The following is a 23425-nucleotide window of genomic DNA, read 5'->3' as shown; positions in this document are numbered from 1 at the left end:
ATTCAATGTTTTTTTTCATAGAGTAAGGATGCTATTTTTGATCAGAAGTATTTTTTCAAAATCAAGGTTTTTGTTCTAGTGAAAGCAATTGCATCATTTTTTTTGCGATATCCGTATTTTCCATGAAACCACAAAATTCTGCTGCACCGGGGCCATAAGCGAAAATTGGGACGGCAATTCCAGTATGACCTCCTGTAGTATATTTTGCTTCCACTTTTCCAGTAGTAAAATCACCATTGAGTAGTGTCATGCCTCCTGTTTCATGATCCGCGGTTACAATAATTAAAGTTTCCTGATTTTTCGCAGCAAAAGCTAAGGCTGTACCAATTGCCTTGTCAAAATCGAGCATTTCTAAAACGACTCCCGGCGTATCGTTTTTATGTGCACTAAAATCAATTTGAGATCCTTCAACCATTAAGAAAAAACCTTTTTTGGATTGATTTAAAAGATGTAAAGCACTTTCGGTGGCTATTTCTAGAAATTCTCCTCGTTCGGGCATCGGGGGATTATGGTCTGCAGCGGTTAAGCCTACTAATTTTCCCGAGGTTGTATTTCGAATACTTTCAAGGTTATATGCGATTTGGTAGCCTTTATTTTGGAATTCCATAATCAAGTTTCGACCCTCTTTTCGGGTTTCAAAGTATTTTCTGCCTCCGCCAATAAAAACATCAATATCGGTTTTTAAAAAATCTAGTGCAATATCTTCAAAGCTTTTTCTCGAATCCACATGCGCAATGAATGCTCCGGGCGTGGCGTGGGTGATGGATGAAGTGGCGACTAAACCCGTTTTGAGTCCTTTTTTGATCGCTTTTTCTAGGATATGGGATAGCGGTTGTTTTTGATTGTCCACCCCAATAGCGCCATTAAAAGTTTTAACTCCTGTGGATAAAGCAGTAGCCCCTGCCGCGGAATCGGTAGTGTAATTTGAAGCAGAGGCAGTTTTTGAAAACCCTATATTTTTGAAATTTTCCAAAAAAAGATGTCCTCCATTAGCCGTCATTCCGCTGAATATTTGCGCTAAGCCCATCCCATCTCCAATCATTAGAATGATGTTTTTAGGTGTTTTTGAAAATGTTTTTTGTGGATAATGTTTGACTTGGTAGGACGCTCCTCCTTCAAAGACTTCTGTTCCTTTTTTGTTCTTGGGGTCTTTGTATTCTTCTTGTGCCCAAAGTAGGTTGGTAAAGCAACAACCTACTAGTGTTAAGAAAATGAATGGACTCTTTTTTACTCGTTTCATGTTTGACTTGAATTAGGCAATTTATTGGAGTAAATCTTGTATCATATTAGCCAACAAGCGGCCTGCAATAGGGTCTGTTTCGGATTTATCAAGATGCATTGCGGAAAGAATGGCTTGACCACCTTTATTGATTTTTACTAGCGGAAACCCTTTAATGGTTTTCACATAATTAGATCGTTCCAGCATGTCGCCATTGATGTAACCGTGAATTTTGGTTTGATTGGCTAGTTCTAGAACTTCGGGGCTTCGGTTTATTTTGAAAGCTGCATTGCAAACAGTAGGCAATTCATTTTTATTGTTATTAAAGTAACGCACGTCAAAAAGGCCAATTTCATCAAATACTTTTGATTCGGGTATTTCAAGATTTACAATATCACCTTCCGTGGGTACAATCCATCCGGTAATGTATTCTGGAAATAGTTTCATAGTAGCTTCGGGTGATTTTAAGAGTAAAATTTTGGCTCCATTATTAAATTTTTGGCGTAGCCATTGCAAATCCAATTCGTTACAATTTTTATTAAGCTCTAAGCCTGAAATGATATAAAGATCAGCTTTAGCTTGTTGTAAGGCGGTAATGTTGGAATACAATTTATGCGGAATGTGTAAGAAATCGAGTGTAGTTTTGATGCCATTAAAATCTAACAAAGCAATTTTTTTGGTCGATGCGATGCTTGATGCGGCCCATGATTGGCTTGCTAGGTTTAGTTCGTATTCGTTTTCAGAAATAGGGATTCCATTTTCTAGTAATTTAAGTTTGAGTACCGCAACCCCTTTTGGAAAAGGAAGGATTTCGGGAAGCACCACTTCCGGGGAAATCCACTGTCGGGTCGCAGGGGCTACAGCAGGAATTTTTGCTTGGCCACCCGCTATTTTTTCGCCATTCTTTGTTTCAATAGTCCATTGTAGTGTTGATTCTTGCAGGGGTCTTCCGTTTTCAAGGTCATTGACTACACAAATTTTAGTAGGGATTTTATTCCCGGCATAAAAATTTCTCCCCCAAAGTTCGGCGCTGACGAGCACTTGTTGCAAGGCTCGTTTCATGGCATAATAGGTTGGATAAGGCTCGATTTTTTGTGCATCATAGACATTTCTAAACCAAGTCAACAAAGCAAAATGTAAAATACCAGAGGCTTTGTCATTGCTTCGTCGTAACGCTTCCGCAAGTTCGCCTGTAATAAAGGCATTTACATTCAAAAAGGCTTGTGGATTGCCAAATTCATAGGATTGGTATCCAATTAAACTTTGTGGATTTTGATGTACCAAATTGTAAAAGCGAGTGGCGTGACCTGTTTCTGCATTTGGATATCCTGTTGACATTTCTTGGCTGATCAAAGGTCTGCCTTCGTTGTAGGCGTTTTTTTGAAATTCGCCTTTGAATTGTTTGAAAATAGAATAATCATACCAATTGATGTATTTGTGGTCATCATCAATATCGCCATCATCGATAGTAGTAAAGAATTCTTTACCAAATTTTTTCTCGTTGCGTTTGTAATTCGAATCAAAACTGATGGGGCGTGAAGGATCGATAGCTCGCATTCTTTTTACGACATCAGAAATGATTTTCATTTTGATTTTGGCTTTTTCAAAATCAGGTTCGTTGTCATAAAATTTCATTTCATTGTTTACAGTCCAAATCAGTATTGACGGGTGATTTCGGTATTTTTTTACCAAACCAATGAATTCATCAGCCCACATGTCTATTAGCTTTTGATCGGGCATAGAATTTTTGATCATCAACCAAGGCCAAGTGCCTTCATAACTGACCCCAATACCGTTGGTATCCATAGCATTCATCCACAATTCGTTGTAAGGAGCCGTATGCGTTCTGGTAACATCGATATTGGCCGCTTTCATTAATTGGGCGAAAGTAGTAGCTAATTGCGCATCGTTAGCCGCTAAAGCAAAAGGCGTATGATTTGCACCTCTTAACCAATATTGCTTGCCATTTAGAAAAAAATGCCCTTTTTTGGCTTCAAAAGTTCGGAAACCAGAGACTATATTTTGGGTGTCTACGATTTGATTTTTACTAACAATTTTGAATGTGAAATCATATAAATTAGGATGATTAGGAGTCCAAAGTCTAGGTTTGAGTTGGTCTATAGTAAAAGAAAATTTGCGTTCTTCTCCGGCTTTAAGTGTGAGTTTGGGAAGGGGAGTAGCCGAATGTAAGTTGCCCCCCGTTTCTTTATCGTTGATGGTGGTTTGTAATGCGAAATTCAAAGTACGGTTTCCATAGTTTTTCAGGGTCACTTCAAAAGTGCCTCCAGCGAGGGTTGGTTGAATGAAAACGTCTTCTATTTTCAGCGCATTGGTACAAACTAGTTTAACAGGTTGCCAAATTCCAGCTGGATCTTCTTTGTAAAATCCGTGTGCGATATCTTTCAACATATTATTGGTCACAGGGACTGTAACTGCTACATCTACAATTTTTTCACCATTTTCGATATTGGTTAGGAAATCGCGAACCACTCTCACAGCGATAAGATTTTTACCGGGTTGTAAAAACGTACTGGCATCCACAGAGAAATTGCCAAACATCCCGATGTGAGAGCCTGCTAATTGTCCGTTTATATATACTTCGGCAATTTTGGATACGGCATCAAACTCTAAGGTGCAATGTTTGGAAGTGATGGTATTCGGAAGTTCAATCCATTGCCTGTACCAAGCTACTTTAGTGGTCGTGTAATCAAAGGTATAATTTTTACAACGATCGGTTTCTTTTTGAAAATACACGTCGGAAACCCCTTTTGGATGTCCTTCAAAGGATTCGCCATGTAGCCAGATGCGGGTGGGATTCCAGAAATTAGGAACGGTCATCACGTGCCAATTTTCATCATTTACAACCGTATTGGCTCCTTCTTTGCTGTCATTTAATTCTTGTTCGGGCATGAATAACCATTGTCCCTCCATGCTGATTTCGGTGCGATCCGGATGCAGTTCCCCTACCTTAATTGCTTTGTAGGTGTTTCTTTCGCTTACCCGTTGTTTTTCTTTTTGTTCTTTGGGAATGGCTTTAGCCTTGTCTTGAAATGCTACTTGGTCTAGATGAGTTTCACTTAAAGGTGTAATGGTTAAGTCATCAAATTCAGTAGTAATCCAGCTGCCTCCCAAGGTAATGCCACCCGTTGGACAAAGCGCACTGTTTTTGTCAACAACCTCAAGCGCTGGTATGAGGTCATCGTTTAAGAATACTCGAAAACGATTCCCGCAGACTTCTATTTTTATAGTATACCAAATACCAGGTTTAGGTTCGAAATTTAAAGGAGCTAAGCCTAGAAATTCATCGGTGCCCATATATCCCATCCGACTTAAATAGAGCGAATTTTGATGGCCTCCTCGAAGCCCTACTACATATCTATCGTTGCGGTTGTTGGCTCTAAATCCTGCCCAAATTTGGACTTGTTCTTCGCTTTTTGGAGCCCTTGCTTTGAATTGAACACTGTAATTCCTCCATTGGCTATTGCCGAATACAACATAAGCGTCTTTCGCATGAAGACCGCCCTCTTTTATCAAACAATTTCCTCTACCTATGACGGTTAGTGGCAATGTTGCCTCGGAAAAAGATTGGTTTAGCGTTTCATTTTGAGCGACTATGGGGCTGAAAACACTACCTAATAAAAGGAATACTAAGGAAAATAAATTTTTTTTCATTTTTTCATTTTGAGAGGGCGACCATTGAAGTATATCGCCATTGAATAACAAATGGATTAAAGCGTTACGTCTTTTTTTAGGGAATTTATGGTGGAATGTATTGATCATTACTTATTTATAAAATCGTTGTAGTGGTTTACAATATAGAATTATTTCGTGGGGAACACAATTCCCAAAAAAGACTTTAGTGCTGTATGATTAATTTTTTGATGATATGTACAGTTTCTGATTTTACACTAATTAAATACAGGCCTTCTTCTAATTTATCGGAATGAGGAAGTGTAATCTGAGTAGGGCTTTGTTGTGTTTCTTCATACATAATTTGGCCATTTAGTGCAACGACTTGAATTGTCGTTTTTTTGTCGTTTTCAAAACCTATAAAGTCAATTTTAATTTTTGAATGTTGAGAAGGATTTGGATAAATCACGACAGATCGATTGTTTTTTGGTGAAGAAAATGCTTTGTTGCCAAGAGTTTTGGAAAGTACCAATTCATCAAAGTTACCACCACTTGCTCCTGTTGCGGTCAATTGAATACTGTTGTTTCCTGCAATTAGTGGCAGATTGATAGTGTAAGTGTTCCAAACGGAAAAGCTTCCTGTGGATGGAAAAGCGACAGATGATTGTACGTCTACCTCATTCAAAGTGAGTTTTAAAGCACGAATTGAACTGGCAGCATATCTAAAAGCCACATCATAATTGCCTTCAGCTGGTGCATATACCGTCCATTTGATGAAATCATTCGAGGCATTGGTGAAATCTAAAAAACCTGTGCCGTGATAATCGGGTTGATTCGTTACTAGTGCGGGGCCTTTGTATTCAACATCTTCGGCTTGATAGACGGTATTACTTGGAATAACAGTAAGGGTACTGCTGGCTTTTTTGGTTCCGTCTGCCGTAATAGCCTCAATTGTTGCGATTCCTCCACTTAAACCAGTAACTAGTCCTTGTGCGTTGACACTTGCAATAGTAGGATTTGAAGAGGACCAAGTAAGGGATTTGTTAGTGGCGTTATTAGGGGTAATACTTGCAATTAGGGGTTGGGTTACATTCAGATGTAAGTTACAGCTTACAGGATTAATAGCGATGTTCGTTACTGGAATGGTGCAACTTCCCTCGGGTACGCCGCAACCACAAGTACCAGGTGCAGATTTATTGGGATCATTTGGACATAAATCAATGCCAAGCCCCGGAGCAATATATACTTCGGTGGTGCTGTTGGGTTCTAAGTCTTTTATCACATCAATGATATGAAATTGAGTACCCTCAAATTCTTGGTCGATTTGTCCATTAGTGGCGCTATACGTTTTTCCTTTAGGTACTACAAAACGAATTTTGGCATTGGTAATAGGAAAATTAAATCGATTCACTAGTGTTGCTTTGTTGGTATCGCTACTTCCGTCATTTGGGGTAGAAAAGGCGATGGTTAAGTTAGACTCCCATGAGGCTGGATTATCTTTAGTTCCTGCAAACAAAACCGTATTGGAGGCATTGGTCCCCGAAGGAGTAGTATAGCTACCATTACTGTTATTTACCTTGAAAAGATTAAATGAAAAATGATCTCGAATTGCAGCAGCGATGTAAGCAATTGCCGCACTTCCGGGTGTAAAAGAATAGGGATTGTTGGTAAAAATATTGTGTTTGTCTCCAGCTAATACCAAGCTTAGTTTTTGGAATGCATCGATGTTATGATGCATTTTGTTGTAGGCATGTCCTGCGGTTAAATGGAAATTACCCCCCTTTCCATTAGTTTTTAGCCAATCGATAGCCTTGTCGATTTGGTATTGATGTTCCCCTGCATTGGTTTCAGATACCACCCAAGCATTGTTGAGCAACATAAAACGACCATTTCCATATTGAAAGTTAAAGTTTTGTAAGCCATAATAATCGTTTACAAAAGTGGCGTTTTGAAGTGCGGTACCTTGAGCAAAATCGTTGGCATTTAGGCCTTCATGATCTCCTGGAATTAAGAAAGTAGCGGCAGTTGTTTTGGACATCCCTTTGGTATTGAGTGTGGTATTGCCTAAAAAATAATACTCCTCTCTTTCAGGATGATTTCTAACATTGTACATGTTATCGCCAGTTTCAATAAGTACTTGAACATCCATAATGTTTGCGATGTCTAACATGGCAGATTTTCTTTTTAACAAAACATCGGTATTATATCCGTTTTGATACAAATGACCATCCGAGAGGTGCATGACATAATATTCGTTCAGAAAATTTTTCACCACTTTTACTCCTCCATAAGAAATTACCTCGCCTTTTGAAGTAGCAAGTACGATATCGTATCGATCGGCTGGAGTAGAAGTAGGTACGGTAACTACTATTTTAGTATTATAGCTTTTACCTGACATGTTATCATAGATCCAATTTCCTTTTTCAGTAGTGATAGTAGTTGCACAACTTTGATAAGGTGCTTTTAAAACCACGTTATCTACCGTTTGATCCGGGAGCGCATTGAACCAAATTTCAAAGGAAGTCCCACTTTTTACTATGGCAGTAGTAGCTCTCCAAGGATATACTATATTTTGCCCGTACCCCAAAAAGGAGAAAGCACTCCAAAAACTTAGTATCATTACGTAAAGGTATCTTTTCATATTTTCTATTGGTTTAAGGTTATTCAAAAGATGATAGTTGTTATTGTTTTTTGAAAAATTAATGTCTGGTATTCATTTTTATTTAAAACCTGTAAACGACCATTCTGTTTCAATGGGTCTTTTGGGATGGTTTATGGCAATACTGGAGTCATTGTCCCAAAATTTTTGATAATTTGTGGCATAGTATTTTCCAGAAATCGTCCCTTTTTCAATATCGAAGTAAACATGGCAGCCATAGAGATCTAATTTTTTATCGTGGAAGCAGGTTTTTAAATACAATAAAGGTTTTCCATTTGTTTTGTTTAAAACTGTTGGTCCAGAACGCGCTGTATGTCCAGCTAATACGGCGATTACATTGGGGTATTTTAAACCGAGTTGTGTGATTTTGGAACTGCTATTTGCATCATGTGAAATTAAAATCACGCGTTCTGTTGCGCTTTTTTTTATCCATTTTTCAGCCCAAAGAACGGTTTTGTTATCCGCGCCGTATTGTAACGATATCACTAACCATTTGCTTCCTGATTTAAAAAAACGATGCGCTACATTGTTGTGATGTTTATGATGATCGACATAGGATTTCCATTTTTTGTATTTTTTTAGAGGGAAAAATGTATTGAAGTTTTTTGCCTTTGGGTCTCTAAATACATCATTATTTCCTACATTCAATACATAAGGAATTTTGCCATCCAACTTGCGCCAAGCTTGTTGAACAATTTTCCAATTTTCAATTTGGTTGTCTTCCACTAGGTCGCCCATTTGAAGGATGAAGTCAGCATCATTAGTTTGCGGATCCGTAAGTACTTGTTGCATTCCGGTTAAATAATCTGAAGGTGCTTCGTTGACAATTTTTTGTGAATCACCAAAGATTAGAATTTTGACTTGCTGTCCTTTAGCGACAAAGGGAAACCAACTCAAAAGCAAGAAGCAAAACATCATCTTTGCTAGCCTGCAGGTCAATTTTTGGTCAATTTTTTTGAAAAAATGGCGACTCATCACTTAATTAAATTATACTCCAAATGTAGAGGGTTGCAATTAATAATGACTTAATTAATGCTTAACGAGACTCTTAATTTGGCATTAATATTTTTTATTTTGTGGCGACTTCATTTTTTTGCTTGATAAACTATACAATTGATAAGGGAAGGATGAATTATTGCTGGAGTAAGTAATTAGAATAAAATAGTGTCCTACTTTATATTGGTTTCTCGCAAAGCCACAAAGTCTTAAAGAAAGCACTGTGAATACTGCGCTTTTTTGTCCTAGCGAGACTATTGTGACCAATAAAAAACCCATACTGCAACAGTTCCACTTAAGGTCTTTGTATTCGTATGGGTTTTGCTGTAAATTATTCTACTAGTAATTTCTGAACATTTTGTTGGTTTTCATTTGTAGCGGTTACAAAATATAAACCTTTTTCTAAATGATTGGAGAGTTGTACAACTACTTCATTTTGTCCTTTTGATAAGGTTTCGTATACTACTTGCCCGATGCTATTAGTAATTCTAATATGCGTTTCCACGGTAGTGTCAAAGTTCCCTAAATTAATGGTGAGTAATCCCCTTATATAAGGATTAGGGTACGCTCCAAACGATAGATTTTGAAGTTCAGTAGTATTTGTTTCAACTTTATTTTTAGCATTTACATTTTTTTGCGAATTTTCTACAGTTGTTGTGATGATTTGTAAGGCATCGATTCTCGTTGTAATACTTGCTGTTTTTGAGTTATAAAGGCGAAACCAATTTATTGCATTGAGATTTGGTGCACCCAAAACAGAAGCATCACTTATTTTTAAATTTATTTTATTCCAACCATTGGTTAAACCACTTAGTGCCCAACTATATTCATTACTGTCAGCTACACCGCCACTTCCTAATTCCACCCACACAGTCCCTGATTTGGTTACATCTGATATATAATACCAAAAGGAGAGTATGCCATTAGTACTAGTGGTTCCAGAATTAAAGGAAGGGGAGAATACTTTCTTGAACTCTTCCGTTGCGTTTCCAATCATTTGTAAGCAGCCTGTTCCTTGTTTTTTGTCAGTTGTATAATAGGATAAGGTGTTTGCGCTCGCAGTGTTCCATGCACTTGAGGAATCACAATCATCTAAATATGGAATCACGACTAACTCATCAATATTGCCTCCATTACTCCCGTTTGAAGTTAGTCGGATGGTGTTAGTACCTGCTGTTAAAATTTGGTGGGTAGCAATAGTTTGCCATGTGTTCCATAAGCCAGTTGCAGGGAAGTCCATGGAGGCTAATTTTACGATTCCGTTGACTTTTAGTTCTAAGGGTCGCCCACCATTTGGCAAGGCATATCGAAATCGCAATTCATACGTATCTGTTGTAGGAACGGTAACTGACCACTGAATATAATCTCCCGTATCGTTGACAAAATCCACAAATCCGGTGCCATTATAACCTGTTTGATTTGTAGCGATAGTAGCACCATTTAGGCTAGCATTTTCTGCTTGTAGCGTTTTAGGAGGATTGGAAGTAGTAATTACTGTAATACTAGAAGTGTCAGTCTTGCTTCCATCTTGAGTAGTGACTGTAATTGTAGTGGTTCCAGGGGTAATAGCAGTAACAAGTCCAGCCGAATTTACAGTGGCTACTGAAGGAGTGCTAGAAGACCAAGTAATGTTCTTATTGGTTGCATTAGAAGGTGTAACGGTGGCGGTCAGTTGAAGGGTAGTACCGTCTACTATTGTGGAAGATACAGGCGTTAACGTCACATTGGTTACAGCAACATATCCATTTACTCGGTTAATGTAATTGATGTCAGGGGTGCCAGTTACTATGGTGAGTCTTACAGTGTGTACACTATTACTAGTAGTATTATAATTGCCAGCATCGATTGTTGACCAATTTCCATTAGTGTTGGGTAAATTGATTGTTGATACATCCACTCCATCGACTGAAAATTTAATGGAGGCACTGGCGCTGGATTTGTATCGCAATTGAAATTTTGTATTTTTTAATAAAGGCAATTCTCTCCATTCCATCCATTCACTGGGTTCAGTATCTGTAACATTCCATCCACTGAAGGCATCCGTGCATTTTTCTACATCTAAATTTCCTGATTTTAAAAAAGTTGCGGCGGTATTGGAAGTCGATAAATCATAATTATAATCACAAGATTCTGCCTCAATTTTAAGTATTGCGGGATAAGGAGTGCTCGAAAAGCTTCTCAAAATATTGAGTCTTTGATTGGGGTAATCATAATATTGATTGTCATTACTACGCCATAATGCTGCTCCTTCTGCTGCATCAGTAAAACCTTCTACTAGGGTAGTCCTAGCACCAGAGCCCACAGTGGCAGTAAGTCCAGTTTTGAGTCGTTTGCCATTATCTGAAGTACCCATACTTGGATCTAAATAATCCGTAGTTTCAGTAGGTTTACCAAATCCAGGACAAAGCGCACCAATTTTTTTACCATTCCACGTTTCTAGCGTATAAGAAATGGCATTGGCAACAGAAAACCAACCTTGAACAGCATCTACTACTGTAGTGTTTAAGGTAGTGTCGTTAGGGAGCCAATCTTTATCAATAATAATATATGGGGTAAAACCAAATTCAACTTGACATTGGGTTCGAATATGAGTAAGGATTTTCGAGAGATTTCCTTGTGTATTTGACATCCAAGTGGGTTTTACTGACCAAAAGAAAATTACCATCCTGCCATCTATTTTATATCGTTTAGCATCCGGGATTGCAGCTATAGCTTGTCTGAGGTTATAATCCCAGATATACTTATAATTGGCCGTATTGCTACAATCAAATTTTATAGAAGTGGTATAATTAGTACCTCCAGATTCATTCCAGTTTTTACTTCCCGTCCAAGAGTTTGGGCAATCGTCAAAAATGGCAAGTTTAAAATTGGTAACGCCTCTAGTGTTCATCGCATTGACCATTTTTGCAATATGTGTCGGGTTTCCATTACCTCGATCAGGGGCATTTGGTTGATTGCCTCTACTTAACATGGCAATAAAATCAATCCCTGAATAATCAATTTCTTCTGCTAGGTTTTCCCACCATTGCGTCATGCCTGCCCACTCAGGTATAGTGGTTGTAGGGAGGTTGTCCGTTACAATCGACTTATTGAAATCATACGATCGATGGCCACCATAAATTTCTTGGTATTGCCAACAAAAGGTGGCTCCTACATCTTGTGCAAAAGTAAATCCGGTGCTTACCAATAAGCTTAGCATTGAAAAAGCAATGTTTACAAACGTTTTTTTCATAATTTAAAGTTTTAGGATTGTGGTATTTATAGTTTTTTTGGATAAAATAACCCGTTGGTTACATTCAAATTAAGGTGTTGGTTAAAACATGGATAATGATGAACAAAACAAATAATAATAAAAAGCACTATTGTAAACAAGGCCTATAGGGTGGGGTGAATGCTACATTGTTTCTGTCATGTTCTTAAAAAATCTAAGTTTTAAAATTAGTTCAACTTTCATTTCAGTCTATTAATAAAGTAATATTTTTTTTATGATTTTGGCAGTAGCTGTTTCAACAGAAAGGAAATATAAAGATGGCTTTAGGTTGGATGGCAGCTCGATGCCAATAGTTTCTAAAAAAGGAACAATGGTTTGAAAACATAACTGTCCTATGGAATTAGTTACTGAAATTTTTATAGTTTCATCATTTGTAAAACCAATCAAATGGAGATTAAGTAGCCCACCTTTATAAGGATTTGGGTACATAGTACATGATTTTTCTACATCATTTTTTGAAATAATAGGAGTGGCAAGCGTTGTGTTTTTAGTAATGATGATCTCATCAATGTTTCCTCCGTTTTGGCCAATGGAAGAAAGCTGTATTTCATTTTGACCTACTTTCAAGAGCTGCGAAGTTGTGATGTAGTTCCAAGTGGCCCAAGTTCCTGTTGCTGGAAAATTCAACGAAGCTGCTACCACGATGTTGTTGATTTTTAATTCTAGCGGCCTGCCCCCATTGGGCAAAGCATAGCGAATGGCAATAGTATAGGCGCCTTCTTCAGGGGCAGTATAGTCCCATTTTATAGTATCGCCACTATTATTTACAAAGTCAAGAAATCCAGAACCATTGTATCCAGGCTGATTGTTAGCGACAGTTGGCCCTTTGAAAACAGCTTCTTCTGCTTGCAAGGTCGTTCCTGTTGAAGCGATGACCGTAAGCAGTGCCGTAGCTGTTTTTTGTCCCTCGACTGAAGTTGCTGTAATGATGGCACTTCCTTCTTTTAAAGCTGTAACTACGCCATTTGTGTCAACGGTTGCTATCGCGGGAGCACTACTTGTCCAGGTAATCGAAGTGTTAGAAGCATTATCAGGAGTAACAATTGCGTTTAGCGGTTTGGTAGCTAAGCGTTCTAGCGTAACTTGATTAGGAACTAAGGCAATACTTTGTACCGGAATTACTGTCGTCGTTGCATTGCTTCTGGTAAAGTAATTTAGTTCCGGGGAACCCGAAAGAATGGTAACTCGAACGGTATGCAAACTGTTGGAAGGTGTGGTATAATTTCCTGCATCTAGGGTTGTCCAATTGCCATCTGAAGAAGGAAGCGCAGTTGGAGGAATCGCAACGCCATCAACCGCAAATTGAATCGAAGCGGGAGCGGTAGATTTATATCGAATTTGAAATTTTGTTTCTTTGAGTAGCGGCAATTCTCGCCATTCCATCCATTCATTGGCTTGGGTATTGACTACTTGCCAGCCGCCTTTGGTATCAGTGCTTTTCACTACATCCAAATCGCCTATATCCAAAAAGGCACCACCGCTGTTACCCGGCGTTTCATCTTTATGAAAATCACAAGCTTCTATTTCCATTTTTAGAAAATTCGGATACGGATTAGTGCTGTAACTCCTCAAGATGTTGAGTCGTTGATTTGGGTAGTCATAATATTTCAATTGGCCTTCATCGGAGCTTCTCCATAGCGCGGCAGATTCAGCGGCATCGGTAAATCCTTCAACTAAAGTTAGTGCTGCTCCAGATTTTACGGTAGTGTTTAAGCCGTATTTGAGTCGGGCGCCATTATCTTTAGGGGATGTAGTTCCCATACTTGGATCCAAAAATGGACGTCCATCAATATCATCGGGAGCGCTAAAACCAGGGACACATACTCCTGTTTTTTTTAACGTATTGGTCTTGAGGTCGGTCCAGGATTGCAAAGTACTGGAGGTTCCTCCTCCTGCAGAAAACCAGTTGTGAACGGCATCTACTAGGGGTGAAGTTTGTAAAGTCGTATCAACATCTAGCCAGTCTCTATCAATCACAAAATAGGGGTAGATCCCATAGGTTTCAAAACATTTAGTTTTAATATGGTCTAAAATCTTGGTGAGATTACCTTGAATGTTGCTCATCCAAACCGTTTTAACCGACCAAAAATAAATGACCATGCGTCCTTCAATTTTATAACGACGTTCGTCAGGAATGCGTCCAATGGCTTCTTTTAAGTTGTAATCCCAAATGTATTTGTAGTTGTCTACTACGCTGCAGTCAAATTTTGGAGTCATGCTGTAGGAAGCTCCTGCTGATTCGTTCCAATTTTTACTACCCGTCCATGAATTAGGGCAGTCGTCAAAAATGGCTAATTTGAAGGAGTTGATGCCTCTTTTGTCCATAGCTTCCACCATTTTACTGATATGTTTTGGATTGCCATTCCCTCGATCAGGGGCATTTGGTTGATTGCCTCTGCTGAGTAGCGCTATGTAGTTTAATCCAGCGTAGTCAATTTCTTCCGCCATGTTTTCCCACCATTCCGTGGTAGTAGACCAATTGGTATTGTCGTTTGGTAACCCCTTTTTGGCTATAGATTGGTTGTATTGGTAGTCATGTCCACCTTCCATTTCCTTATAATGCCATGCAAAAGTAGCGCCTAATTCCTGAGAATACATAGAGGTCGAAAGTAGTAATAAGGACAAGAAAATAAAGTCGCGTAGTTTTTTTTTCATTTTTTTTAGTTTAGTGGCTGTTGCGTTTGTAGATTATTTCTGTTGTATTGTACAAGTAAGGTTGCTTTGCTCGGGAAGGTCCATAGCGACATCAACAATATGAAATGAATCGCCATCAAAAGCTTGTACTATTTGGCCGTTTGTGATCGTATAGTGGTGTCCTAATGGCATTACAAATCGGACTCGGGCGGCATGAATTGGAAACGGGAAACTATTTTTGAGTGAAGCAGTATTGAACGAGGCCTTACCGTCATTAGGGTTTTCATAGGTTAGGGATAATTTGGGTTGATATACCGTTTCCTTTTGCTCATTTTTGGTTACCGTTGCAAAATTGATTTGTGCAGTAGGACCACCAATTGGGGTGATTTTTCCAGTTTTATTCGTGATTTCATATAAATTGAACGCTTCATGATCTCGTATCGAATTGGCTATGTATTCAATTTTTTTAGCATTGAAAAGGCGTGGATTTTCATGGGCAATATGATGATTATGGCCTACTAAAACCAAATCTAGTGGGACAAGTTGGTCCAAGTCCAGCAATTCGGAATCTTTAATATGCGCTGCTGCAACCAATAGCTTGGGATTTCTCTTTTTTTGTGCCCATTTTGCGCTTGCTTCAATTTGTTTTGAAGGATCAAATCCCACCCAAGCATTATTAAGAATCATGTAGTGCGCTTTGTCATATGAAAATTGATGGGTTTGTAAACCCCACCATTGGTTCCACCATTTGGATTTTTCAGTATAGTAGCCGTTTTCTGGAACATGATCAAAATCGGTATCATGATTGCCAACGGTTGTAAATTGGGCTGCAGTGAGGGCATTCAATCCTTTTTCATTTTTGGCACTATTTCCTTCAAAAAGGAGTTGCATGCGTTCCTCAGTGGGACGGTACAAATTATCTCCGGTATTGAAAACAATTTCAGGATTAATAATATTGGCTACTTCAATCAGGGTATTTAGTTTAGCCATAGTAGTAGGATACCCATTTTGAAACGCATGGATATCCGAGAGATGCAAAACATAATATCTTTTGGCATAATTAGTGATAATTTTAACTGCGGCAGGCGAGCTTACCCTTCCTTTATTGGTGTTGAGGTGAATGGTGTATCGGTCTGCGGGTGTTTTTTTGGGGATGGTCACCCTAATTTTGGTAGTAAAGGTATTATGTGAAGTGCTATCATATTCCCAATTGGCAGTTTCCACAGCGAATTTTGGGTGTAAGCTTACGTAGTCACTTTGTACTATAACGGAGGTTACCTTTTGTCCTTCGGAAGCGTTGAACCAAATTTCAAAGCTATCTCCTGTTTTAACAATAGCAGTTGTGGCTCGCCAAGGATATACGATCTGCTGGGCTTGTAGGTCAAAGGTGGCAAAGCCAATCAAAAATGAGAGCCCTGACAGCAATAAGATTTGCTTGATTTTTTGTGTAAAAGATTGATAACTAGTGTCCGGATAAGAAGAGTGTAGTGTTTCCAATTGTTTTCTTTTGTTGTGTAATGTTTCCCTCAAAAGTAGGGGCAGGGGTTAAAATTTTATTAATTATGAATTAATGTGGCTTTAATTAATTAAAATATTTTTTTTTGAAGGAATTTTTAGCAAATTACTAATGCACTTTTTTTTAAAATCCATTGTAGCAATGTGGTACTCATAGCAGACAGTCATAAAAAAATTTTTACTATTAAGAGAAGAAGAAAAATTTAGTTTTCCTATATGTAAAATTTATTTTTTAGCGGTCATATCTAATTGTCGCCAATTCGCTTCACTCGAATCGCATAGCATCATTGGTTGTTGCGACCAATTTTCGTTCATGCTCATTTCATAGACTTAATGAACCTTACTGCCTTAATGGTTCAAAAAATAAATAAATTTTAATTTACTTGATCATTGAAAATCAGTACAATCCGTGTCATCTGCGTTCCATTGTTGCAATGTGGTACAGATAGCGGACAGTTAATTTTTTTTTTACCATTAAGAGAAGAAGAAAAATTTAGTTTTCCTATATGTAAAATTTATTTTTTAGCGGTCATATCTAATTGCTTCGCCGATTCGCTTCACTCGAATCGCATAGCATCATTGGTTGTTGCGACCAATTTTTGTTCATGCTCATTTCATAGACTTAATGAACCTTACTACCTTAATGGTTAAAAAAATAAATAAATTTTAATTTACTTGATCATTGAAAATCAGTACAATCCGTATCATTTGCGTTCCATTGTTGCAATGTGGTACACTTAGCAGACAGTCATTTTTCTAAAAGCGTTTCTAGGTAGCAATAAGTGATGGAATTTTTTTATTCCGATTTTTTTGGGTAAAAACCTGTATAGCAAGAGGTTAGAATTTTAGTGCTATTTTGGAGAACACCTTTTTTAGGGAAATAAAATACTAACCAATTTTAGCCACAAATAATTTGCATTTAGCTATTAATTTATCAATATTTGTCGGGATGGAATGTCTCTAAAAATCGGAATAAGCACTATTCAAAACAGGTTTTGGTCGCGTTTTCTTTATTAATCAGTAACAGTAATCTCTCTAATTTGAAACGTTTCTACGGCTATGTAGGTTTATTTTTAGTACTACTACTCCTTTTTTTAGGGTACTTATTTTACACGGAAGATTCTTCAAATTACGAAGTATTTACCGCAATCAAGCCAAGTCATGGCACTTATGTAGGTGATTCAAAATGTATCGATTGTCATCGTGCTACACACCAACAATGGACGACTTCCCATCATTATAAATCTATGTTATTGCCCACTCCTGAAACGGTAAAAGGGGATTTTAATACTAGCACTTATACTGCTGACGGAGTTACTAGTCATTTTTTTAAAAAAGGTACTAAATTTTTCATCAACACCGAGGGGGAAGATGGCAAAAATCATGATTATGAAGTCAAGTATGTTTTTGGTTTTACCCCATTACAACAATACCTAGTAGCTTTTCCTGGTGGACGAATGCAAGTTCCGAGGGTGAGTTGGGACACCGAGAAAAAAAGGTGGTACCATCAATATTCGGGGCAAAAAATTGCTTCTCATGATTGGTTACATTGGACGGGGAATTCTCAAAATTGGAATACAATGTGTGCTACATGTCATTCCACGAACCTTCAAAAAAAATATTCAAGTGCTACGGATTCCTATCAAACTACCTTTGATGTCATCAATGTAAGTTGTGAAAGCTGTCATGGACCAGGAGCGTCTCATTTGGACTACATTAAAGGAGCCGCCTATCAAAGCGGAGAACGAATGAAAGGGAGTTTTCTAAAATTAGCCAAAAATTCTTCGCAAAAGGAAGAGATAAATACGTGTGCTCCCTGTCATGCTAGAGCCACTGAAATCGCACCTACGCATATTGAAAGTACAGAATTGTTAGATAATTACATTCCGCAAATTCCCGACAAAGAATATTATTTTGAAGATGGTCAAATCAAAGAGGAGGATTATATTTATGCTTCATTTTTGCAAAGTAAAATGTATAACAAAGGAGTGAAATGTAGTGATTGTCACGACGTTCATACCACGCAACTGAAGCGTCAAGGAAATCAAACCTGTACGAAATGCCATGTAGCTTCTCAATATGATACCCGAAAACACACCTTTCATGCGACAGATGGAGAAGGGGCAAAGTGCGTGAGTTGTCACATGCCGGGCAGATTTTATATGGGAAATGATTACAGACACGATCATAATTTCAAAGCGCCAAGACCTGATTTATCCCAGCGCTATGGTACTCCCAACGCTTGTTCTAATTGTCATAAAAACAAAACTAATGCCGAATTAGCCAAGACCGTTGTACAATGGTATGGAGAAAAAAGAGCCTACCACTTCGCAGAAGATTTAGTGCCCGGAAGTGCGCTAAATGAGATGAGTGAGCCCCATCTTTTACGCTTAATTTATGGTAAGAAAGTTCCCCAAATAATAAAGGCTACGGCTGCTTTTTACCTATCCTCCATACAAACCCCCAAAAGTGTAGCAGCCCTATTGTTTTGTTTGAAAAGTCAGGAGGCTCAAGTACGCTATCGATCCATCAGAAGTCTGCAAAATTTTCCACCCGAACAGTGGATGCCTCACGTGTTTCCCTTGCTAAAGGATAAGGTGAGAGCGGTGCGCATTGCCGCCGCTGATTTGGTTGTGTCGATTCCCTTAGCCACATTGCCTGCTACATTTCAAAGTGATTTCAAAGCGGCTCAAAACGAATTAGTACAGTTTTTACATTATCAAACCGATTTTTCAGCGGGGAATGTCTTGCTTGCGGATTATTACATGAAAACAAATGAATTAGAAAAAGCAAAAATTTATTATCTCAAAGGACTGAAAAAAGATGACCAAATGAATTATGCTTGGCTCAATTTGTCGGCTGTTTATAATGCGCAAGGGAATAATACTCAGGCTTTAGCTTCCTTAGTAAAGGCCGCTAAAAATGACCCGAAAAATGAACGGATCTTTTATAATTTAGGATTATTGTATAGTGAAATGAACCAACCCAAAGCCGCAGTAGCTGCATTTGATAAAGCACTGCTTTTGGGGTCTAAAAATCCAAAGCTTTACTACAATTACAGCTTGTTGTTATTGCAGTCCCAAAAAATAGAAGAAGCCCAACGTGTTATTTCTAAAGGGATTACTATAACTCCCTATGCTTCTGAATTGTACTATGCGCTAGCGTTTGTTTATATGCAATCAAATGCCATGGATAAAGCTCAAGAAACAGTGTCATTGCTAAAAAAAATGGATGGTAATAATCCAAATTATCAAAGTTTGTTTGCACAATTTCGTCTTAACTCAATTCAGCCTTAGTCTTCGTAGGAAATTGAATTGTTCAATAGCAGTATTCAAAGAGTTTTCTTTGCGGCTTTGCGAGAAATCAATATGAAGTATGATACTATTTTATTCTAATTACTTAGAATTCTTTTTTTTTATTTTGTTAATTATTCGAATTTAAATCTATTAGTCGATTGGATTTGAGGCTTTATAGAAAAAGTGGATGGTTGTAGGTTGCTACTCCTGATACAGTGGTAAATTCTATCTGATTATTTTTTATTATCTTTTTTTAATTGAAATTTTATTTGTTTAACATTTTGTAATAAAAAGTTAAACAAATAAAATGAATTGATTTAAGTTGTAAGTTTGAGAAAAATAATAACGCTATGAATTTCAATCTTAAAACATTTCAGCGATTATTGGGAGGATATTCGTTGGCAAACATTATGAAACCACAGGCAAATCAAAAAAAAGTATTTCGTCGTGTTTCTAAATATGATGAAGGTTATGATGGTTTGTATTACGATAAGCCTATTGTAACAAAAAATCAAAATTAATAGTATCGGTTCTGTCACTTTCGTTTATTTGTTCTTTTCGATTTGACTTTTCACAAAAAAAACATAAAAGCCTGTGAATCCTACGATTTACAGGCTTTTGAGCTGTTTTGAATAAGTAAAAGTGGAGTCGCCGAGAATCGAACTCGGGTCCAAACAAGCAATTAAAAGGCTTTCTACACGCTTAGTTTCTGATTGGTTTTTCGATCGAATGCTAGGCCAAAAACAGCCACATCCAACTTATCTTCTTAGTTTCGACTACCACCCGAAGCTCATGGTAATCTAGGTTTATTTTTACGGTTCCCCTGTACTGACCGCCACAAACCAAGGCTTTCAAGGAGAATCCAGCTTTCCTACCTTGTAGGAACGTGGCGCAATCTTACTATAATTCGGATTATGCAGCTAAAGCGTAGTTATTTTCGCCGTGTAAAAGTGTGAGATCTTATATTTACGAGCAAGGTCTCAATGCTCGGCGTGCTTACTTTTCAATTCGACTTGCTGTCAAAACCAGTCGACCCCATTTTATTTTTGGATTGCAAATATAGTTTTTTTGTATTTATTACAAGCTGCTTTCCTGAAATCTATGCCTATATTTTTTTAAAAATCGCTATTGCTATTCTTCATCTTCTAATTTGAATGGATAATCGCCAAATAATTTAGCTAATTTTCGCACCGCATAAGTGTTTTTTGTCATTTTGTTAGAAAGCGCAATAATGGTTACTTTTTCTTTAGGGAGTGTTACATAGGAAGAGGTATTGCCATGCCACCAACCGTTGTGAAAATAAAAATTCTGACCCGTTTCCCAATTGATCATGCGAATTCCTAAACCATAGTTTTTGGTGCCTTTGCGTTCGTTACTGTAAGGTGTGAAAACTTCTTTCCAAAGTTCGGGTTCCAAAAAGTTCGGAGCATTACGCGCCAAATCGAATTTTAAAAGGTCTCTTGGAGTAGCATAAATATTTTTGTCTCCATAAACACCATCCAAATAGTCTATGCCAATTTCTACTTTATTGGCTTTATATGAAGGGACTATTTTTTTCTTGTCTTTGTTGATATCGAATACAAAACTATGGGTCATGCCCAACGGTTGGAACAACATCTTATCCATAGCTTCTATGTAGGAAAGTTTGGTGACTTTTTCAATGATGAGGGCTAACATAGCGTAGTTCGTATTACAATAGGCAAAACGACTATCTGTTCTAAATTCTAAACCAATAGCTTTGGTAGCCATTAAATCTAAAACATCTTGATTAGTCAATGTTTTCTTGCGATCCCAAATATTGGCTTTGCGATCCGTAAAATAAGAATAATTACGAAGGCCACTTCTGTGATTTAACAGTGTTCTAACCGTAATATCTGGGTACGGAAAATGATCTAAAAGTGTAGAAACCTTTTGGTCTAAATCCAATCGCTTGGCGTTCACTAATTTTAAGACAACCGTTGCCGTTAGTACTTTACTAACGGATGCTATATGAAGTGGTGTATCACTTGTAATCGAATCTTTATCTCTAAAATTTCCGTAACCGTTGTATTTTTCATAGATAATTTGACCATTTTGTGCTACCAAAAAACTACCATTCATGGAATTATTGGGCCAATTTTTTTTGTAAAAATTTTCTATTTTTTGTTTTTGAGTGGCTACATAATTGGCAGTTAATGGAATACTGTCTTTGATAGAGGGTTTTACAATTGGAAGCACGTTTTTCGGCAACTGTGCATCGGTTAATGTTACTTTTTTTATTTCTTTTGCACACGATACCATGGCCAATGAAACCAGTAGTAATTGTGCTATATTTGCTTTTTTAAGAAGTGCCATTTAGTATAAAATTGAAAAATGCAAAGATAAAGAATCGGGCACGTTTTTTGGGTTCTTGTTTTTTATTTTCTTGGTTTTAATACAATTTTAATAGAAGTAGCTTTTGTTTTATGAAATCATGGTAATAAGCCTCTTCTTTTTAGAAATGAAATAAAATATTAGTAATAAATGTTATATTTGTAACATTACATCAATAAAAAGTTAAATTTTATAAATTATAAAAATCAGAAAATGAAGTTTGGAATCCTAAAAGAAAGAAAAAATCCACCAGATCGTCGCGTAGTTTTTTCTCCAAATGAGATCATAGCCATTCAAAAACAATATCCCAACGTTTCATTTAAAGTTGAAGCTTCAGCTATTAGGGTGTTTGAGGATGAAAGCTATCAAAATATTGGCATCGAAGTAACCGATGATGTATCCGATTGTGAGGTGTTGTTTGGTGTCAAAGAAATACCCGTGGAGGCTTTACTTCCTAATAAGAAATATTTCTTTTTTTCACATACCATCAAAAAACAACCGTATAACCGCAAGTTGTTACAAGCAATATTAGACAAAAATATTGAACTATATGATCATGAAACGCTAGTGGATGCGACAAACAAAAGATTAATTGGTTTTGGCCGTTATGCTGGAATTGTGGGTGCTTATAATGCTATTAGGGCTTTTGGAATAAAGTTTGAGTTGTTCAAAATGCCTAAAGCAGCTGCCCTTAAAGGAAAGGAAGAATTGATTATTCAGTTAAAAAGACAAATTTTGCCTCCCATTAAAATCGTGGTTACCGGTACAGGAAAAGTAGGAGGGGGGATTCGAGAACTTTTGAAGGATATGAAAATAAAAGAAGTTTCGGTGGATCACTTTTTAACCAAAAACTTCACACAGCCTGTTTTTACCCAAATAGATGTTTTAGATTATAACAAAAGGAAAGACGGACAAAAGTTAGACTATTCCGATTTTTATACCCATCCTGCGGAATATGAATCTGATTTTGAGCGCTTCACAAAAGTAGCGGATATTTACATCGCCGGACATTTTTATGCCAATGAGGCTCCCGAAATTTTATCTCAAAAAATGTTACAAGCCAATGATTGCAAGATTAAAGTCGTGGCAGATGTGTCTTGTGATGTCCAAGGGCCTATCGCTTGTACTTTAAGAGCCTCAACGATAGAAGATCCTTTATATGGTTACTTACCCTCCGAGAACAAAGAAGTTGATGTGTTTCATCCAGCAGCAATTGTGGTAATGGCAGTTGATAATTTACCTTGCGAATTGCCTAAAGATGCTAGTGAAGGATTCGGAGAAATGTTTGCGAAACATGTTATTCCTGCCTTTTTTGATGGGGATAAAGATGGAATTTTGGCTCGAGGTAAAATGACCCAAAATGGCAAATTAACGGAACGTTTTCAATATTTAGAGGATTATGTGAATCAAAAATAACCAATTACAGTCGTTTAACTATTTGGTTTATCGCTATTTCTTAAAATTTTCCAAAAAATAATGAATAGATTTTGAGGTTTTAATTGGTTTAAAACAATATTCCCGCTATATTTGTCGCAACATTCAAAATTCCGGAAAACATGTTTGAATTTTCACAGTACTTAGGCTTTTTACTTTTTTTAACCATCCTTACTATGGGGTTTTGGTTGATGTTTTTCTTAGTTGGTTTCATATCCTATTGGGTAGGAGGCGCTTCTTGGGAAGCTTATAAAGCTAAAAAAGCGAAACAGCAAGAAGAAGAGTTAGCTTAAAGCTAATCTAATCTTATAGAAAGGACCCGTCTGGGTCCTTTTTTATTGATGATATTTGAATAAAATTTTAAAAATAAGAAGGTGGGTTGCGTTTTCTTTGTAGCGTCATTTATAGTAAAGGCTCCT

General features: G+C 37.4%; 12 protein-coding genes and 1 other RNA gene. 4 read left to right on the top strand and 9 right to left on the bottom strand.

What is annotated here, in order from left to right:
- Positions 1-61: 61 nt before the first annotated feature.
- From ACSVH7_RS04995 to ACSVH7_RS04965, 7 genes are all read right to left on the bottom strand, one after another.
- Entirely contained in the window at positions 62-1240 is a 1179-nt protein-coding gene (locus tag ACSVH7_RS04995) for an alkaline phosphatase (protein WP_438065590.1), read from the bottom strand.
- Between the two features lie 21 nt (positions 1241-1261).
- The gene (locus ACSVH7_RS04990) at positions 1262-4891 is read right to left on the bottom strand and encodes a glycoside hydrolase family 2 protein (RefSeq protein WP_438065589.1); all 3630 of its coding nucleotides are present in this window, start codon (positions 4889-4891) and stop codon (positions 1262-1264) included.
- A gap of 184 nt (positions 4892-5075) precedes the next feature.
- Positions 5076-7490 (bottom strand): Ig-like domain-containing protein, encoded by a 2415-nt coding sequence (locus ACSVH7_RS04985; RefSeq protein ID WP_438065588.1) that lies wholly within the window; start codon positions 7488-7490, stop codon positions 5076-5078.
- 78 nt (positions 7491-7568) lie between these two features.
- Positions 7569-8426 (bottom strand): metallophosphoesterase family protein, encoded by an 858-nt coding sequence (locus tag ACSVH7_RS04980; RefSeq protein ID WP_438065587.1) that lies wholly within the window; start codon positions 8424-8426, stop codon positions 7569-7571.
- 409 nt (positions 8427-8835) lie between these two features.
- Positions 8836-11736, bottom strand: coding sequence for a DUF5010 domain-containing protein (locus tag ACSVH7_RS04975; RefSeq protein WP_438065586.1), 2901 nt, complete (start codon positions 11734-11736; stop codon positions 8836-8838).
- Positions 11737-11967: 231 nt separating this feature from the next.
- Entirely contained in the window at positions 11968-14430 is a 2463-nt protein-coding gene (locus ACSVH7_RS04970) for a DUF5010 domain-containing protein (protein WP_438065585.1), read from the bottom strand.
- A 33-nt stretch (positions 14431-14463) separates the two neighbouring features.
- Entirely contained in the window at positions 14464-15906 is a 1443-nt protein-coding gene (locus ACSVH7_RS04965; RefSeq protein ID WP_438065584.1) for a metallophosphoesterase family protein, read from the bottom strand.
- A gap of 1013 nt (positions 15907-16919) precedes the next feature.
- Here ACSVH7_RS04965 and ACSVH7_RS04960 point away from each other — a divergent pair.
- Positions 16920-19220, top strand: a complete 2301-nt coding sequence (locus tag ACSVH7_RS04960) for a tetratricopeptide repeat protein (protein WP_438065583.1) — start codon at positions 16920-16922, stop codon at positions 19218-19220.
- A 350-nt stretch (positions 19221-19570) separates the two neighbouring features.
- Entirely contained in the window at positions 19571-19741 is a 171-nt protein-coding gene (locus tag ACSVH7_RS04955; protein WP_438065582.1) for a hypothetical protein, read from the top strand.
- A gap of 119 nt (positions 19742-19860) precedes the next feature.
- Here the strand turns inward: ACSVH7_RS04955 and ssrA are convergent.
- Positions 19861-20257, bottom strand: a transfer-messenger RNA (tmRNA) gene (gene ssrA, locus ACSVH7_RS04950).
- 94 nt (positions 20258-20351) lie between these two features.
- Positions 20352-21554 carry a serine hydrolase domain-containing protein gene (locus ACSVH7_RS04945; RefSeq protein WP_438065581.1) on the bottom strand — a complete coding sequence of 401 codons (1203 nt, stop codon included), beginning with the start codon at positions 21552-21554 and terminating at the stop codon, positions 20352-20354.
- A gap of 231 nt (positions 21555-21785) precedes the next feature.
- Between ACSVH7_RS04945 and ACSVH7_RS04940 the strand changes: the two genes are divergently transcribed.
- Both ACSVH7_RS04940 and ACSVH7_RS04935 read left to right on the top strand, forming a co-directional pair.
- On the top strand, positions 21786-22988 hold the full coding sequence (locus tag ACSVH7_RS04940) for an NAD(P)-dependent oxidoreductase (protein ID WP_438065580.1): 1203 nt from the start codon (positions 21786-21788) through the stop codon (positions 22986-22988).
- A gap of 140 nt (positions 22989-23128) precedes the next feature.
- Positions 23129-23299 (top strand): hypothetical protein, encoded by a 171-nt coding sequence (locus ACSVH7_RS04935; protein ID WP_438065579.1) that lies wholly within the window; start codon positions 23129-23131, stop codon positions 23297-23299.
- Positions 23300-23425 lie beyond the last annotated feature (126 nt).

The organism is Flavobacterium sp. TSSA_36 (assembly GCF_051547165.1).
Lineage (GTDB): Bacteria > Bacteroidota > Bacteroidia > Flavobacteriales > Flavobacteriaceae > Flavobacterium.
The sequence above is the reverse complement of the archived record's forward strand: the minus strand, read 5'-3'. Positions and strand labels throughout refer to the sequence as shown.

What these genes read in the sequence shown, in the direction of transcription:
- ACSVH7_RS04985 (WP_438065588.1), bottom strand. Translation starts at nt 7,490, where the DNA reads ATGAAAAGATACCTTTACGTAATGATACTAAGTTTTTGGAGTGCTTTC.
- ACSVH7_RS04995 (WP_438065590.1), bottom strand. Translation starts at nt 1,240, where the DNA reads ATGAAACGAGTAAAAAAGAGTCCATTCATTTTCTTAACACTAGTAGGT.
- ACSVH7_RS04940 (WP_438065580.1), top strand. Translation starts at nt 21,786, where the DNA reads ATGAAGTTTGGAATCCTAAAAGAAAGAAAAAATCCACCAGATCGTCGC.
- ACSVH7_RS04980 (WP_438065587.1), bottom strand. Translation starts at nt 8,426, where the DNA reads ATGATGTTTTGCTTCTTGCTTTTGAGTTGGTTTCCCTTTGTCGCTAAA.
- ACSVH7_RS04990 (WP_438065589.1), bottom strand. Translation starts at nt 4,891, where the DNA reads ATGAAAAAAAATTTATTTTCCTTAGTATTCCTTTTATTAGGTAGTGTT.
- ACSVH7_RS04945 (WP_438065581.1), bottom strand. Translation starts at nt 21,554, where the DNA reads ATGGCACTTCTTAAAAAAGCAAATATAGCACAATTACTACTGGTTTCA.
- ACSVH7_RS04970 (WP_438065585.1), bottom strand. Translation starts at nt 14,430, where the DNA reads ATGAAAAAAAAACTACGCGACTTTATTTTCTTGTCCTTATTACTACTT.
- ACSVH7_RS04935 (WP_438065579.1), top strand. Translation starts at nt 23,129, where the DNA reads ATGTTTGAATTTTCACAGTACTTAGGCTTTTTACTTTTTTTAACCATC.
- ACSVH7_RS04975 (WP_438065586.1), bottom strand. Translation starts at nt 11,736, where the DNA reads ATGAAAAAAACGTTTGTAAACATTGCTTTTTCAATGCTAAGCTTATTG.
- ACSVH7_RS04955 (WP_438065582.1), top strand. Translation starts at nt 19,571, where the DNA reads ATGAATTTCAATCTTAAAACATTTCAGCGATTATTGGGAGGATATTCG.